This is a genomic window from Psychrobacter fjordensis, assembly GCF_904845995.1.
GTDB classification, from domain to species: domain Bacteria; phylum Pseudomonadota; class Gammaproteobacteria; order Pseudomonadales; family Moraxellaceae; genus Psychrobacter; species Psychrobacter fjordensis.
This window is the reverse complement of sequence record NZ_CAJGYP010000002.1, coordinates 1,210,891-1,227,697: the sequence shown is the minus strand read 5'-3', so window position 1 is coordinate 1,227,697 and position 16,807 is coordinate 1,210,891. Positions and strand designations below refer to the sequence as shown.

The following is a 16,807-nucleotide window of genomic DNA, read 5'->3' as shown; positions in this document are numbered from 1 at the left end:
CCAATATGTTAATCACCACCCTTTAAAAACTTTACTTCAATGAGTTTAAAAGAACCCCATTTTTTTAGGATCGTAAGACACCAGCATATTTTTGGTTTGCTGATAATGATCAAGCATCATCAAATGGTTCTCACGGCCGATGCCAGATTGTTTATAACCACCGAATGCAGAATGCGACGGATAGATGTGATAGCAGTTCGTCCACACACGGCCCGCTTGAATACCACGGCCGAAGCGATACGCCTTATGTACACTACGCGTCCAAATACCAGCACCTAAACCATATAACGTATCGTTGGCAATTCTCATCGCATCTTCGTCATCTTTAAAAGTTGTTACCGCAAGTACAGGTCCAAAGATTTCCTCTTGGAACACACGCATGTCATTAGTGCCCTCAAAGATAGTTGGTTGCACGTAGTAACCATCACCAAGATCACCATCGTGTGTGGCTCGTTCACCACCGACCAGTACTTTAGCGCCTTCTTGTTTACCGATATCTAGATAAGATAGGATTTTCTCTAATTGATCTGAGCTTGCTTGTGCTCCAATCATTGTCTCCGTATCTAATGGGTTACCCATTTTGATGGCTTCAACACGAGCGATACAGCGTTTGATAAACTCATCATAGATACTCTCATGTACCAGTGCACGCGATGGGCAGGTACAGACTTCACCTTGGTTAAGCGCAAACATCACCAAACCTTCAACCGCCTTGTCTAAGAAGTCATCATCTTCATCCATAATGTCAGCGAAGAAGATATTTGGACTCTTACCACCCAGCTCCAAGGTCACAGGAATGATGTTCTCACTGGCATACTGCATGATGAGGCGACCCGTCGTGGTCTCACCCGTAAAGGCCACTTTATTAATACGAGGGTTAGAAGCTAACGGCTTACCAGCTTCAACACCAAAGCCATTGACGACGTTTAATACACCTTTAGGTAACAAGTCAGCCGCACCGATAATCTCTAACATATAGAGAATAGACGCAGGGGTTTGCTCAGCAGGTTTAAGAACCACACAGTTACCAGCGGCTAATGCAGGTGCAAGCTTCCAGACGGCCATTAGGATAGGGAAGTTCCAAGGGATAATCTGACCAACAACACCCAGTGGCTCATGGAAATGATAAGCAACGGTATCGTCATCGATTTGGCTGATGCCGCCTTCTTGAGCACGAATGGCACTGGCGAAATAACGGAAATGGTCAACGGCTAGCGGGATATCTGCTGCGAGTGTCTCACGCACAGGCTTGCCGTTTTCATAACATTCAGCAATGGCGATAGACTCAAGATTGGCTTCCATTTTGTCAGCGATTTTGAGAAGGATGTTGGCGCGTTCTGTCACACTGGTTTTGCCCCACGCATCTTTGGCAGCGTGAGCCGCATCTAGGGCTTTTTCGATATCAGCTTCTTTTGAGCGTGCAACTTGGCAGATGACTTTGCCATCTATGGGACTGGTGTTGTCAAAGTATTCACCATCAACGGGTGCAACCCACTCACCATTAATGAAGTTGTCATATTTTTCGCGGAATTGGACTTGGCTTTTTTCTGTATTTGGATAGGGATATAACATTAACTGCTCCTTGTTGTGAGAAAGGTATATTAAATACCTTCAACTGATCTTCCTGATCGAGTCGTAATTTCATGCTACTGATATTCTTATTCAAGTTAAAGCTAATTTTTACGTTAAACATTTCAATTATCTATTACTAAAAGTTATAGCTTTAAATAAAGGCGGATGGGTCTCCTTGATAGTATTTTTCATTTTATTTTCTATAGCTTAGTTTTTCATGGATCACTTTCAATGATTAACAAAAGCTCTGATCGTTGCGATCAAACATTCCCTAAAGAGATACAGCTGACACAGGTGGGGGTAATGTGGATAACAAGTGAGATTGCAGAGTGCATTAATATTAGTATTGTTGAGCGTTCATCTTAAACCTGTTAATCGGCCTTAACGCTAAGATTAGGGTGGTTTATTTTTTGTATTTATCAATAACAGAATCAGATAAACGATGTATTATAAAGAACAAATGTTTATATGTGGAACGCGGATGTATCGCTAAAGACAAGGTCGAATTGATAGAGTGGTATAGCAACGCTTAAAAAAATGGTGATATAGTCATTTCACTATAAAAGTATTACAGCGCTAACCTCGCTTGAAGTATTACATCTACACTCGGTTGCCTAGTACTACTTTTAAATTAAATCGACTATAAGCTCAGCTGTGACGCTCATCAAAAACTGAATGAGAAAGAATGATTATCATGCAAAAACTTAATAAGATATTAATTCATAAAATGATGATAGTAGGATTATCAAGTGGTTTAGCCATACCTGCTGTTGCAGATCTTGGCATTGTAAATACTTTAATGAACAAAGGACTCGCTACTACTCAAGCCACTCTTGGCTATATGTACAGTACTGGTGATGATATTAGTCAAGATGATGTTAAAGCATTTGAATGGACTAAAGCCGCTGCTAATAGAGGAAGGGCATTTTCCCAATATGCACTTGGAGAGATGTATAGCAATGGCACTGGTGTACGTCAAAACGATGCCAAGGCCATTGAGTGGTATGAAAAAGCTGCCAATCAGGGCAATGCTGAGATTCAATTCAATCTTGGAACTTTTTATCAGCACGGCGAAGGTATTCCTCAGGATTATGATAAAGCAGTTCAATGGTATCGAAAATCAGCTGATAAAGGTTTTGCACTAGCTCAGTATAATCTTGCTGGAATGTACGATAAAGGCCAAGGGGTGAGTCAAGATTATGCAGAGACACTCAAATGGTTAAGAAAGGTTGCTGCTCAAGGATATGCGGGAGCTCAAAACAATATTGGTGATATGTACGAAACTGGTAGAGGGGTTAAACTTGATGATGCAAAAGCGGCTGAATGGTATCTAAAAGCTGCAAATCAAGAAATAGCCGAAGCGCAGAACAGTCTTGGCTTGATGTACTTTGAGGGCAGAGGCGTGGCGCAAGACAAAGCTCAATCCCAAGAGTGGTATAGCAAATCTTGTGACAACGGATATCAGCCGAGTTGTGATGAGTTGTCACTAATTGAATAAGAGAGACTGTGATTTTAAAAACTTAAAATAGATATGTACTTATCAAGTGTTAGTCATGAGGTTATCATTTGGTATAACTCTATCAGCTGAAGCCGATGAGTTTTTTGAAAGTATGAGTGTTTTAGCAGAGCAGAATGGTTCTTCAAATTCAGTACACTCAATGTGCATGGATTAGGATAGATTCATAGGACAGTATGGAACGCCAGATACAACAAAGCCCCTGATATCAGGGGCTTTAGCTGCTCTATAAGTAGCTATAGAACTAAATATTGGTACCAGTGGTCGGACTCGAACCGACACGCTTATTAGGCAACGGATTTTGAATCCGTCATGTCTACCAATTCCATCACACTGGCATGTTAGGTAATAATATCTATTAGATAGGTATTATCGAATTGGGCTACAGGGTTAACTCTGTATAGGCTGCGTATTATAGCAGGCTATTTTTGATCGTCAAGAATTATTTTAGATAATTTGCGATTAAATCAAAAAAACCGATATATTCTATATATTATTTATCCTACAAAGGCACGTTCGACCGCATAATCTGCTTGAACACCCATACGTGGCGAGACGGTTAGACCAAAGTCATCCAAAATAGCAGAAACTTCTGCGTTGAATGGCATGCTACCGCAAATCATCACACGATCATCTTCTTTATTCATCGGTGGCAAGCCAATATCTTCAAAGAACTTACCCGACTTCATAAGGTCAGTGATACGGCCTTGGTTTCTAAACTCTTCACGAGTCACAGTCGGATAGTAAATGAATTTTTCGCGGAACCATTCACCAAAGATTTCATCATTGGCCAACTCGGTTTCGAACATGTCACGATAGGCTAAATCTTTGGCATGACGCACGCCATGTACCAAAATGATTTTATCAAAACGCTCGTACACTTCAGGGTCACGTGCTAACGCCAAAAATGGTGCCAGTCCTGTGCCTGTCGATAGCATATATAAATGCTTGCCCGGTAATAAATCATCTAGTACCAGTGTCCCAGTTGGTTTTTTACTAACTAAAAGCTCATCACCTACTTTGATGTGTTGCAGGCGTGAGGTCAGTGGACCATCTGGTACTTTGATAGAGAAAAACTCTAATTGGTCTTCGTAATTAGGGCTAGCAATCGAGTAAGCTCGTAATAATGGCTTGCCATCGACGACGATACCAATCATCGCAAATTCACCATTACGAAAACGTAGGCCGTCGTCGCGAGTGGTTTTTATACTAAATAGAGAGTCATTCCAATGACGAACCTCTGTAACCGTTTCGGTGCGAAGTTTTGACATAAAGTCCTCGTTAAGTAGTCGCTGTGGGCGTCAACAGTATTAATTGAATGTGTCATTAGGGGTTAGCACTGCATCAAACTTTTATTATGATGACGATTAAATGGTCAGGCAGTGTCCAAATGTCGACGCATATTTTATATCATTATTAATGAGATAAAGGCCACTATTATCGTGATGCAATCTATTCTCAATAATAATTCTCGCTCATAATACCAAAATTTAAAATAAAAATCCGCTTAGCCGCTACTATGTGGCATGATAAAATGGAATATCGTTAGTGAGTAATTGTGTATCACTAGATAAAACTGGTTTATATTGGCAGGTTTTGGTTATTAGTAGATTTCTTGGAGACTTTTATGTCTGGTGACGATGCACAGCTAGATAACCATCATCATGCGCCCATAGTGGGTTACCACCGTGCACCATTATCACAAAAATTTGGTGCGCCACGTCAGCCAAATTTGGTAGCACTCACCAGTGTTATCGAAATGCTCGCGCCTTACGATACGCCAGCAGCATTCGTGGGCTTGGAAGCGTTTAGCCATATTTGGATCAGTTGGCAGTTTCATCATAACTATATAAAAAAAGACAATTCGGCTAATAAAAATGCGGATACTACAAAAACCACTGGCTTTCGCCCGCAAGTACGACCGCCACGGTTGGGTGGCAATCAAAAAATAGGTGTGTTTGCCAGTCGTAGTATGTATCGTCCGTCGGCACTAGGGTTGTCTGTCGTCAAGCTTGAGCGTGTAGAGGTTATACAAGGACGAGCATTTCTTATTATTAGCGGTGCAGATATGATAGATGGCACACCGATTATAGATATTAAGCCGTATGTGGCGTATAGCGATGCGCTTGTAGAGGCAGAGAGTGGCTTTGCACCTACGGCTCCTACGCTGTTAGCAGTGACGATGACCGAGCCTGCTTACGAGCAGTTTGTGGCGCTAGCTAATACTGGACAGCTTATTAATAATGAGAAAGCGATAAATATAGAGCAGGATACGGTTACGACGCTTATGCATCAGATGCAAAGTCAATTATTACCCTCTGATATCGATATTATTAAGGCACTCATTGCGCAAGATCCTCGTCCAGCGTATCGTCGTACTCAAATAAATATGCCGTTTACCATGCGCTATAAATCTGTTGATGTGAGCTTTCAGTTGATAGCTGGAGATGAACTACAAATAACCGCCGTTGTAGAGGTGATATGAATTGATATCATTCTTAACCATATATTCTAAAACGATAAAAGAAGAAAAATATGTCTGAGCAGAAATATTCAATAGTGATTGATTTGCGTTGGTGTCTAGATGAGCTATTGGCAGATAAAGTGATTGACCAACGGGGCTATAACTTAGTGATTACTAGCCGCCGCGATAAGACGCAGCATCCACTGTTGACCATCAGCGAGTTTGGCTTGCCAAATGGCCATGCGCTTGATAGCGACTCTGAGAGCAAGTTAGCATTGCCGTGGTTGAATCAATGGCTGGCTGCCAAGGCGGGTATGCCACTCGTGCGCATCGACCCGTTGAAAGTTGATGTCCCTGCTGTGACGCAGCTGATGTCCTTCGAGTATGCACGTTCACAGCATATTTTGCCTATTGAAGTCACGCTGGATGAAGTCGTCATCGGTACAGATCAGCCGTTTCATACCGATTGGCACTCAAATATTGAAAAGCTGATTAAGTCTAAAACTTATCGTACGGTCTATATTAATCCTGAACAGATCAATCGTTATCGACAAGAGTTCTATCAAGTCACACAAGCCATTGCAGGCGCAAATAGTATTCACAAGCGTGCGGCAGCTGATGTCACCAATGTTGAAGCGTTACTGCAGTTAGGTGACAACACCAATCCTGATGCGAACGATCAACATATCGTCAGAGTCGTTGACTGGCTGTTGCAATATGCTTTTGAGCAGCGGGCCAGTGATATTCATCTTGAGCCGCGGCGCGAGACTGGCAAGGTACGTTTTCGTATTGATGGCGTGCTGCATACGGTTTATGAGATGCCTTTGGCAATTATCGTTGCGGTCACGGCACGAATCAAGATCTTAGGACGACTCAATGTCGCAGAAAAGCGCAAACCACAAGATGGTCGACTAAAAACCCGTACGCCAAAAGGGTTAGAGACTGAGCTGCGTCTTTCTACCATGCCTACTGCGTTTGGTGAAAAACTGGTCATGCGTGTATTTGACCCTGAAGTGCTGGTGCGTTCATTTGCGCAGCTTGGCTTATCCGGCAAGCAGCTTGAGACGTGGCATGAGCTGACGGCGCATCCCAACGGTATTATTTTGGTCACAGGTCCAACGGGATCGGGTAAAACCACGACGTTATATAGCACGCTCAAGCAGCTTGCCACAGAGCAGGTTAACGTTTGTACGATTGAAGATCCTATCGAGATGATTGAACCTGCTTTCAACCAAATGCAGGTGAATTCAGGCGTTGATTTGCATTTCGCGGAGGGTATTCGCTCCTTGATGCGTCAAGATCCAGACATCATCATGGTCGGTGAGATTCGGGATGCTGAAACAGCCAATATGGCTGTGCAAGCTTCTCTAACGGGGCATTTGGTGCTTTCGACGCTACATACCAATGATGCACCCAGCTCTATTACCCGTTTGCATGATTTGGGTATTCAGCCGTTTTTAACCTCGGCAACCATACTAGGAGTGATGGCACAGCGCCTGCTACGTACATTATGCACGCATTGCAAGCAAGCCGTTGATGTCACGCCAGACAGTGAGATTGCGATTCAGTGGCAAGAGTTGGTACAGCCTTGGCGCGCGCCAGCCCCAGCACAAATCTATACTGCAAATGGCTGTGAGCACTGCCGTCATACAGGTTACCAAGGGCGTGTGGGTCTCTATGAAATCATGCCGTTGTCAAATGAGCTAAAAAAACTGGTCGCTGCTGATTCGAGCTTAGATGTACTTAAGCAGCAAGCATACCGTGAAGGTGTGCAGCCACTAAGGTTGTCTGGTGCGAAACGTATTAGTGATGGGGTGACGACTATAGAAGAGGTGATGCGAGTAGTACCACTGAATTAAGAATCAAATCATGCACCGCTTTTAGCGCTCCCAACGTACATTTTGACGAATGATTTTTGCTGGTGTGCCGGCCACCATGCAGTTTGGTGTTTCGACTGGTTTATTGACGAAAGCACCTGCTGCAATGATACAGCCACTGGCAATAGAGACGTTTTTAGAAATAGTCACATTGGCAGCAACCCAAATATGGTCTCCCAAAATGACGTCAGAATGCGCGTTATTTACTCGTGCATTGGTGTCTATATCGTAAACCTTGTGGACATCAGTAGCACGAATCTCAATACCACGAGATATCATGCAAGATTCACCAATGGTCACGCTTTTGTCACGTGCCAAAATATAGCAGTCAATGGCCGTGGTATGGTTGCCGATATGAATGTGTAAATGGTTGCCGACAATCAATAGTTGCCCAGAGAATTTGACTTTCTCTCCAATGGTTATGCGATTATGACTGCCATTGATGTCTATTTTTAGTTTATTAAATTTACCATGCTCACCGATGTTAATTTGATTGTCATGACCTTGACGAATGGTAATAACTGACTTGCCAATAATACGGGCATCTGCGGCGATATCGATATGATTGCGATGCCCTTTGTCTTGTAATAAAAACCGTTGTCCGTATAGCTGTTTAGGTAATAGTGTCTTGATGATAGGAGGCAGGGTAATGGTTTTTTTATGGGTCATAATAAAGGGCTTATGCAAGTAATCAAATAGAAGTCGTCAGAAGGATAAAAGTGTCTGCTGGTTAAGCGTTTTATAGTGTACCGTCAAACAGCACTTGAAAATAGCCTATTCTAGAGCAATAAATACAGTTATCTATTCAAAGCTTTAACTTTAATGTTTTTTATTTACCAATTTTTATTAACGAGATTTTTATGTTTACTGATACCCACTGTCATCTTAACCGTTTAGATTTAACGAAATATGATGGCCAACTGTCTGGCGCAATAGCCGCTATGAAAGAAGCCAATGTCACTCGTGCGATGGCGATTATGTGTGATTTTGCTGAATATGATGATATAGCTAATATTGTTAGCACCTATAGTGATGACGTCTTAAATCTAGGTATGAGTGTGGGTATTCATCCTTGTGAAGATATGGCTATATTACAATCAGCGACCGTCGAGCGCCTGATAGAAACGGCTAGTGCTGATCATGTATGGGCGATAGGAGAGACTGGATTAGATTATTACTGGTCAACCGAAAATAAAAAAGAACAACAAGCCAGCCTTGCTCGTCATATCCATGCCAGCCAAAGTTTAAAAAAGCCACTCGTCATCCATATGCGTGATGCCAAAGAAGACACAATCGATATCTTAAAAGCTGAAGGGGCAGAACATGGCATCATTCACTGCTTTACTGAGGATTGGGATACCGCAAAAAAAGCACTCGATTTAGGGTTTTATATTTCATTTTCTGGCATTGTCAGTTTTAAAAGTGCGCAACAAATCAAAGATGCCGCAAAAAACATGCCTAGAGACAGACTGCTTATCGAAACCGATAGCCCTTATCTAGCACCTGTGCCTAAACGTGGCAAGCCCAATGAGCCAGCCTATGTACCCTACGTGGCCAGTTGTATCGCAGAGATGTATGGCTGTAGTAGCGAAGACGTTGGTGTATTGACTGCAAAAAACTTTGAAAATTTACTGGCACAGTACCATTAAAATGGTTATGCTATGACCAGTCAGTCATTTATCATGTAGCCTTATAATGACCTGCTCCAAGCAGGCGTAATTATATGATTGTTAATGACTATTTAGAAAATATAAGCATATTCCTTGTCGTCCTCGCGCAGTCTCTGTATGGATCCATACTCTTGATGTTGGTGTGTTAACGTAAACGACAGTCGTATGCTTAATCTTATCAAGTTTTAGGAGAGACTATGAGTCGTCAGCATCAGTTCAAGGTACGAGAAGAAAATATCTTAGCAATGGCAGAGCAATTGCTACTTGAGTCGGGCGATGGTGATATCACTTTAGACAGTTTGGCAGACCAGCTAGATTTGGCTAAAGGTACACTATATAAGCATTTCTCCAGCAAAGATGAGCTCTATTTGCGTATTATTATCCGTTACGAAGAGCATCTGTTTGATATCAATCGCATCGATGATTGTCCATCGGCCGGTGTCGCTCGGATGATTTTTCAGCAGTTATTTAATCCACAAAAAGCCATGCTACTGAATCAAATCGAAGAGCGTTTGGCCGCATCGGTAACGGGCCTAAATCGCTTATTTGGTGAGCTATATGATATCCGCCGTCAGCGTATGAAGCGTTTGATTGATATCATCAGTGCTTATTTGAAAGATGAGCACAGCAGTTTGAGTACGAGAGATTATCTATCGTCTATTTGGGCGATGGGTCAAGGTGGTGCAGGGCTATTAAACTCAAGCTTTTATCAGCGTTACTTGGGTCGCCGAGATACTTTACGTTATGCGTTTGTCCAGCAAATACTAGAGTTGCCTAGCCATTATCCTGCTGTGGACGATGAGGTAATGGATGAAGATATGCAGGAATTGGTAGAACAGATTGAGACTGAGTCAGAAGAGCATCGCAATACCAATTATTAAGCGGTTTATTGACTTTTAATATTGCCTCTTAATACTGTCTATGCAATTTTCATGTCGTAAGCAGTATCGTTATAAGAGCTGTGTGTTGTCATATTTATCATGACAACACACAGCTCTTAGTTTTTTATAGCTTTCAAAAATTAATGAAGCATGTTGAGCCCTACAGCACGCTAATCTTCTAATAGGGTTTCTTCCGTAGATTTCCAATTATAAGCACCATAAAATAGCATCTGTGCTTGACGAGTACAGTTATGTAGCATCATCTGTTTATTCTCTTCAATCTCGTTCAAGTCGATCTCATCATCATGATCTTCTGTGTACGTCAATTCCAACCAGTCGATAATCCAAGAAAAGAACATATTGACCCCAGCTTCGGCCAATAACCGACGGTCATAGCCATTGATATGAGTAAATGCGGGCTGCAGTGCTAGGTCATCTGCCAAGCCTTGAGCATGCTTCTTTGTGAGCTCATTGATGGCTTTACGGACAGACTCCGATCCGCCATAACGTTCACTGACCAAAAACTGCCAGTAATAAGGCTGATCGCTCACCATATACAAAAACAGCTGAATGCTCTTGGCAATTTGACGATCGAAACTACGCTTGCGGCCAATCTGTAAGCTATCGCTTAATATGGCCAACGTGCCTCCTAACTCTTCAACCACCAACGCACGTCCGAGCGATTCCATATCATCGAAATGTCGATAAAATGCGGTCGGCACCACACCGACTTCACGCGTGACTTGTCTTAGGCTGATAGAGCTAAAAGATTGCCCTGTCATACATAAATCGAGCACGGCGTTAAAAAAGGCGTGCCGAGTTTGAAGTTTCTTTTGTTCGCGACTGCTCATAATATTTCAAAATTGTCCGGTAGGTGTTTATCATACTCATTTCAGCGTAAAAATACGAATGAAATACGCAACTTGTATTAATTTACTAACCCTGCACTGGTCTTTTAAACCATTGTGCCCCAATGACCCTGCAATTCTTGCGCCAATCGGTAGGCTTCGTGGTCATTCATCCCAGTAATAAAGTCCAATATATTTAAAATATTGAGATAGACATTGTCTGACAATACGCGGCGATGTTCGTCAAGATGTGGCTGTAGCAACTTTGACAGACGCTGCTGCTCAAAGGACATCGGTGGCTGCATAGTGACAGATTGAGATCCTGTCCAAGCCAATGGCATAAAAGCATCTAATAAACGATGCAAGCATTGATTGGCCATCAGCTCCATTCGTACTTTGCTTGGGTGATTGAATATTTTCTCACGTGCCAACTGCTTGGCCTGCAAGATGCCACTTCGCACACTGATATCACAGTGGTCAAATAAACTGCCTTGGAGTTTTCCGGCCAGCAGGGCATCACTATTGGCAACAAAGGCATCAGTCACCGTGTTTACCAAACGCATCATGGCACGTGCTCGCAATGACGCAAGACTCTGCCTAACGGATATGTGTGTTGGTAAGTTAATAATATCAGGGCGCTCACCAATCAGCTCATAAAATATCGTGGCGACCTCCTGATAAGTGAGCATGTTTAGATTGATGCCATCTTCTAAATCTATGAGCGCGTAACAGATATCATCTGCTGCCTCTAGTAGATAGGCCAGTGGATGTCTGGCAAAGCCATCGTGTTGCTCAGAGCGCGGCAGATTTAAGCAAGCTGCTAGCTCTTCTAACTGATCTGCTTCGCTATAAAAACAGCCAAATTTTTGCACATTGGTCGCGATGCCGCCTAAATTTGTGCTTTGAGAAGTATCATTGCTGTGCGTCGCTAACCAAGGGTATTTCATAAACGCACCCAAGGTCGCACAAGTGAGGTGCATGCCGCCTTTATCCGGATGGTGCTCGTTATTGACGAGCAATCTAAACCCTTGCGCGTTACCTTCGTATGCCAGTAGATCTAGCTGTTCATGGGCGCTCAAGGTTTGCAAAATCTTCTGCGGCTCAGGCAACCTGAACCAGTCCCGAATGGCGTATTCTCCTGCATGCCCAAAAGGCGGGTTGCCAATATCATGAGCGAGGCAGGCGGCTTGTACAATGACGCCGACATCCGCTGGCGAGATACCTGCTGGTAGGCCATTGCCTAATTTATCATGGAGCTTTTCTGCTGCCATCATTGCTAAAGAGCGTCCAATACACGAGACTTCAAGCGAATGGGTTAAGCGAGTGTGAATCCCGAGCTGATTGGTCAACGGATGGACTTGAGTTTTTTGATTGAGCTGTCTAAAGGAGTGCGAAAACACCAGTCTGTCATAGTCTTTATGAAACTGAGAACGAGTGCTCGTATTGGCATTAAATTTTTTGGCAGCGCCAAGACGCTGCGAGTTGAGCAGATGAGACCATTGTGTGGTAGGAGACGGCAAAGAGGTTGGTGTACTTAGCATATTAAACATCCGAAACCAAGGGAGCCTATAGCATAGCAAAATAGCGCCCTTGGTACAGATATATAGTCAGAGAACTACATTAAGATTTCTGGCAGTTAAAAAGGACGTCTTCCTTTTCGATAGCCACATTGCCGTCCAATGTTTTATTGAGTAGTGTTGCCTTGTCACCATTTACTTGCCATATGATGCCATGGGTATCATCTAGGCCAATATCACTCATATAGATTTTTTTATCGGTGCTTTCATTGAGATCAGAGGCAGCAGTCAAGTCATACTCTAGACCATCGATGAGTAGATTTGCTGTCTGTGGCGTACTGTCGTTACCATAAGAAACCCCAATAGTAGCAGTAGGCTCACAAGAGAATGGCGTGCCTGCACTGGCATGATCGTGTCCTTCATGTTCTTCATGATCGTGCCCTTCATGCTCTTCGTGATCGTGCCCTTCATGTTCTTCATGATCGTGCCCTTCATGTTCTTCATGATCGTGCCCTTCATGTTCTTCATGATCGTGCCCTTCGTGATCCTCTACAGCGGTTACTACCTCAGCGTCAGTGCTAGGTTGACAGCCCAATAGTGAACCTGTCACCACACTGCCTATGAGCGCAGCACCTGCGAGTTTAGAAAAAGAGAAATAAGCCGCCATAATATAAATCCTCAAATAAGCAAAAATAAAGATATGTTATAATATAACAATTAATGTACAAAATAAAGCCGATGATGAAGAATCTCCATCATCGGCTCATTAGTTTTAAATGTTATCTACCGCTTAAAGTTATACGTTAAAGCGGAAATGCATCACGTCGCCATCTTGCACGATGTATGTTTTGCCTTCCAAACGCGATTTACCAGCAGCGCCTGCGCCTTTTTCGCCGTTGTATTCGATGAAATCATCATACGCAATGACTTCGGCACGAATGAAACCGCGCTCAAAATCAGTATGAATCACGCCAGCAGCTTGTGGAGCTGTTGCGCCAATAGCGACGGTCCAAGCACGCACTTCTTTAACACCAGCGGTAAAGTAGGTTTGCATATCAAGTAAGTCATAACCACCACGGATTACTTGATCAAGACCGGCTTCTTCCATATCCATCTCAGCTAGGAAGTCTTTTTTGTCATCTTCATCAAGCTGAGCGATTTCAGATTCGATTTGATTGCATAGCGCGATGACGATAGAGTCTTCACCAGTGGCGTAGTTACGAACGGCATCAAGGTAAGGATTGTTCTCAAAACCATCTTCACTGACGTTAGCGATATACATGGTAGGCTTTAGCGTGATTAAACCATAGCTTCTGATGAGTTTTTTCTCATCCGTATCAAGATTGGCGGCGCGTGCTGCCTGACCATCTGCTAATAATGGTTCAATTTTTTTGAAGATATCAAGCATAGCACCAGCGTCTTTGTCACCGCCTTTGGCCTTTTTGGTCAAGTTGAATATAGCGCGCTCAACAGCCTCTAAATCTGCCAATGCGAGCTCAGTATTGATAGTTTCGATGTCATCAATTGGGCTAACGCGACCATCAACGTGGACGACGTTGTCATCATCAAAACAGCGTACGACGTGAGCAATCGCATCAGTCTCACGAATATTGGCTAGGAACTGGTTGCCCATGCCTTCGCCTTTTGACGCGCCTGCAACCAAACCTGCGATATCAACAAACTCCATGGTCGTTGGTAGCACGCGTTCAGGATTAACGATATCAGCCAATTTCTTTAGGCGTGGGTCTGGTACTGGTACGATACCTGTGTTGGGATCTTTGGTACAAAATGGAAAGTTTTCAGCGGCGATACCCGCTTTGGTCAACGCATTAAACAAGGTGGATTTACCCACGTTTGGTAGGCCGACGATGCCGCAATTAAAACCCATAACATTCTCTCAATGTATTAATAAAATCAGTTGGTATAAAGATTGTTTAAATGATAAATCAAAATTGGGCACATTGTAGCAAATTTACCTGAATAGGGGTGAGGTTGTTGTATTGTATACTGAAATTTTGCTTCTTCTCATGACTGGCAATTTTGCCATTTTATCGATTATGGTAAGCTGTGTTATAAAATAATAGTTTGGCTTGTAGGCGTATAAAAGATAAGCATTTGTGACTCGCTACACTTTACGAGCAGTCCTCATTATGAACGCTAAATGTATTAATGTGCTAATTGACGACACGCCCTAGGTATAAATGATAAATGCGCCGTATCGATAAAGGCAGCTAAAATAAAATGAAAGGCAAAATTCTATAATGACTACCACGATCTTTGACACGCGCCACTATAATTATCCACAGAATTTCATGGAAATTAAGCCCAAGCTGGTACGTCTGGAAAAGGCGATTAAAAAGCTAGAGGCAAATTTAATCGATGCTAATGATGATGCCAATATTGAGCTACTAAATCATAGGATGAGTGGTGAATTAGGATTAAAAGTAGACTATGCCCGTGAGTTAAATCCTGACCAATTATTAGCAGCTACAACTATCGAAGGCAAAGTATTGGTGATTGCAGGAGCTGGCTCAGGTAAGACTAAAACGCTCACGTACCGCACCAGTTATTTGTTAGAGAATGGGGTCACGCCCAAAAGCATCTTGCTACTGACTTTTACGCGTAAAGCCGCCAATGAAATCAAGAATCGTGCAAAGACTTTATTGACTAATAGTTTGTCTGATGAGGATTTGGCTAGGGATAAACTGCCAACTGATAAGCGGCTCAACGATATCACTAGTGGTACATTTCATTCGTTTTGCAATATGCTGCTGCGCCAGTATTCAGGTCTACTCGGTATCAATCCGCGATTTACGATTTTAGATACAGGCGATAGTGAAGATGCCATCGACTTAATCCATAAAGAAAAAAAGTATCCTGCGCAAACCAAAAGTCAGGCCTTTCCACGTAAGAAAACATTGCAAAATATTATTTCTAGCTCTCGGAATAGACGTATTCATATCCGCGATTTAATCGAAAGCAGTTATCCTGATATCGCTGTGCATATTCCTATCATTGAGCAATTGGCAGTCGATTTTCATGAGTATAAGCGTGCCAATCATTTATATGATTTTGACGATATTATTAGTCAGGTCGTGCGCCATTTAAAGACCAACGACACCTTTCGGCAAATGCTACAAAACCAATATCGCTATATCATGGTTGATGAATATCAAGACACCAATATTCCGCAAAAGCAGTTAATCGACTTAATATGTGAGCCTGAGTCGGTATCACTGATGGTGGTCGGTGATGACAATCAAAGTATTTATGCTTTTCGCGGTGCCAATTATGAAAACATTTTATTATTCGGTGAGACCTATCCTGATGCCAAGCTGATTAAGCTCGAACAAAACTATCGTAGTACGCCCGCGATTTTGGATTATATCAATGCCTTGTCTGAGCAAATAACGCTAGGCTATCAAAAGCAACTGTACTCTGGCGCATCGATAAGTGGGCACAAGCCAGTATTTAGCCGCCTAACCAATGAGACAAAAGAAGCCAAATATATCTCCGATAAAATCATCGAGCTAAAGTCGGATCATGATTACAATGATTTTTCGGTACTGTGCCGCACGTCGTTTCAGTCTAACTATGTCCAGCTAGAGTTTATGGAGCGTCATATTCCATTCATCGTGGTGGGCGGTATCAAGTTCGTTGAAAGGCGACATGTCAAAGACGTTTTGGCCTTTATTAAAATTCTTTATAACCCCAATGATACGATTGCATGGCATCGAATTTTGACCTTATTCCAAGGCGTTGGGACAGTCACCGCGACGCGTTTGACCCAAGCGATTAATGCTGATAACAACTCCTTTGAGCCGCTACTCACAGCGAAGTTTGCTAAAAAAAGCGAACAGCTTGAGCCTTTATATCATACGCTGACTAAGGCAAATCAGGCTGAATCAGTTGAGACGGTCATTCAGCATATTTTAGGATTCTATATTCCTGTCTTAAAAACGATTGAAGAGAATTGGCGAGAGCGCAATGAGGACTTTCGTGTGCTCAAAAACTTGGCAACAGAACACAGTAGCCTTGATAACTTCTTAGAAAATTTGGCACTTGACCCACCCAATGATTCGGTAGCGACGACCAGTCAACCTGAGGAAGAAAGTAAAGATAAAGTCACTATCTCGACCATTCACAGTGCGAAAGGGCTAGAGTGGCCAGTGGTGTTTGTCAACTCATTGGTCGACGGTATCACGCCACATCATCGCTCTTTGGATGATTTTGAGGAGTTGGAGGAAGAGCGTAAATTGTTCTATGTTGCTTGTAGTCGAGCCAAGACCAGATTATACCTAACGGCGCCTGATTACTTTGCCAGTTATTCAGGGTATTTTGACAAGCCGTCACGCTTCATCGCGGAGCTATCTGCTGATAAAGTGACGGTCAAAACCGTTAAACCTTTTATAGAAGACAGTGATGATCCGATGTGGTGGTGATATTTTAAGTATATTACCGC

The 16,807-nt window shown here is 42.8% G+C and carries 14 protein-coding genes and 1 tRNA gene; 7 read left to right on the top strand and 8 right to left on the bottom strand.

What is annotated here, in order from left to right; genetic code table 11:
• Nucleotides 1-45: 45 nt before the first annotated feature.
• Nucleotides 46-1,572 carry an acetaldehyde dehydrogenase ExaC gene (gene exaC, locus JMW61_RS13445; RefSeq protein WP_025650610.1) on the bottom strand — a complete coding sequence of 509 codons (1,527 nt, stop codon included), beginning with the start codon at nucleotides 1,570-1,572 and terminating at the stop codon, nucleotides 46-48.
• Between the two features lie 165 nt (nucleotides 1,573-1,737).
• Here exaC and JMW61_RS13440 point away from each other — a divergent pair, with 165 nt between their 5' ends.
• Together JMW61_RS13440 and JMW61_RS13435 are read left to right on the top strand one after the other, a co-directional pair.
• A complete protein-coding gene (locus JMW61_RS13440) occupies nucleotides 1,738-1,938 on the top strand; it encodes an AlpA family phage regulatory protein (protein WP_201551864.1) in 201 nt (66 codons plus the stop codon).
• Nucleotides 1,939-2,257: 319 nt separating this feature from the next.
• Complete coding sequence (locus JMW61_RS13435; RefSeq protein WP_227687474.1) at nucleotides 2,258-3,070, top strand: tetratricopeptide repeat protein; 813 nt, start codon at nucleotides 2,258-2,260, stop codon at nucleotides 3,068-3,070.
• 270 nt (nucleotides 3,071-3,340) lie between these two features.
• Here the strand turns inward: JMW61_RS13435 and JMW61_RS13430 are convergent.
• Nucleotides 3,341-3,426: transfer RNA gene (locus JMW61_RS13430), tRNA-Leu, on the bottom strand.
• Between the two features lie 159 nt (nucleotides 3,427-3,585).
• Complete coding sequence (locus tag JMW61_RS13425; RefSeq protein WP_201551863.1) at nucleotides 3,586-4,359, bottom strand: ferredoxin--NADP reductase; 774 nt, start codon at nucleotides 4,357-4,359, stop codon at nucleotides 3,586-3,588.
• 356 nt (nucleotides 4,360-4,715) lie between these two features.
• Between JMW61_RS13425 and tsaA the strand changes: the two genes are divergently transcribed.
• Together tsaA and JMW61_RS13415 are read left to right on the top strand one after the other, a co-directional pair.
• Nucleotides 4,716-5,573, top strand: coding sequence for a tRNA (N6-threonylcarbamoyladenosine(37)-N6)-methyltransferase TrmO (gene tsaA, locus JMW61_RS13420; RefSeq protein WP_201551862.1), 858 nt, complete (start codon nucleotides 4,716-4,718; stop codon nucleotides 5,571-5,573).
• Between the two features lie 50 nt (nucleotides 5,574-5,623).
• A complete protein-coding gene (locus tag JMW61_RS13415; protein ID WP_201551861.1) occupies nucleotides 5,624-7,411 on the top strand; it encodes a GspE/PulE family protein in 1,788 nt (595 codons plus the stop codon).
• A gap of 21 nt (nucleotides 7,412-7,432) precedes the next feature.
• Here the strand turns inward: JMW61_RS13415 and JMW61_RS13410 are convergent, their stop codons facing one another.
• Entirely contained in the window at nucleotides 7,433-8,098 is a 666-nt protein-coding gene (locus JMW61_RS13410) for an acyltransferase (protein WP_201551860.1), read from the bottom strand.
• Between the two features lie 191 nt (nucleotides 8,099-8,289).
• On the opposite strand from JMW61_RS13410, the gene JMW61_RS13405 reads away from it, so the two are divergent.
• Together JMW61_RS13405 and JMW61_RS13400 are read left to right on the top strand one after the other, a co-directional pair.
• Entirely contained in the window at nucleotides 8,290-9,078 is a 789-nt protein-coding gene (locus JMW61_RS13405) for a TatD family hydrolase (protein WP_201551859.1), read from the top strand.
• Between the two features lie 218 nt (nucleotides 9,079-9,296).
• Nucleotides 9,297-9,980: a TetR/AcrR family transcriptional regulator gene (locus JMW61_RS13400; protein WP_110923083.1), complete on the top strand. Its 684-nt coding sequence runs from the start codon at nucleotides 9,297-9,299 to the stop codon at nucleotides 9,978-9,980.
• A 170-nt stretch (nucleotides 9,981-10,150) separates the two neighbouring features.
• Here the strand turns inward: JMW61_RS13400 and JMW61_RS13395 are convergent, their stop codons facing one another.
• From JMW61_RS13395 to ychF, 4 genes are all read right to left on the bottom strand, one after another.
• Nucleotides 10,151-10,831 carry a TetR family transcriptional regulator gene (locus tag JMW61_RS13395; RefSeq protein WP_201551858.1) on the bottom strand — a complete coding sequence of 227 codons (681 nt, stop codon included), beginning with the start codon at nucleotides 10,829-10,831 and terminating at the stop codon, nucleotides 10,151-10,153.
• Between the two features lie 104 nt (nucleotides 10,832-10,935).
• On the bottom strand, nucleotides 10,936-12,369 hold the full coding sequence (locus JMW61_RS13390; protein ID WP_201551857.1) for a deoxyguanosinetriphosphate triphosphohydrolase: 1,434 nt from the start codon (nucleotides 12,367-12,369) through the stop codon (nucleotides 10,936-10,938).
• Nucleotides 12,370-12,448: 79 nt separating this feature from the next.
• On the bottom strand, nucleotides 12,449-13,012 hold the full coding sequence (locus JMW61_RS13385) for a hypothetical protein (protein ID WP_201551856.1): 564 nt from the start codon (nucleotides 13,010-13,012) through the stop codon (nucleotides 12,449-12,451).
• Nucleotides 13,013-13,141: 129 nt separating this feature from the next.
• The gene (gene ychF / locus JMW61_RS13380; RefSeq protein ID WP_201551855.1) at nucleotides 13,142-14,233 is read right to left on the bottom strand and encodes a redox-regulated ATPase YchF; all 1,092 of its coding nucleotides are present in this window, start codon (nucleotides 14,231-14,233) and stop codon (nucleotides 13,142-13,144) included.
• Nucleotides 14,234-14,606: 373 nt separating this feature from the next.
• Between ychF and JMW61_RS13375 the strand changes: the two genes are divergently transcribed.
• Nucleotides 14,607-16,787: an ATP-dependent helicase gene (locus tag JMW61_RS13375; protein ID WP_201551854.1), complete on the top strand. Its 2,181-nt coding sequence runs from the start codon at nucleotides 14,607-14,609 to the stop codon at nucleotides 16,785-16,787.
• Nucleotides 16,788-16,807: the final 20 nt, after the last annotated feature.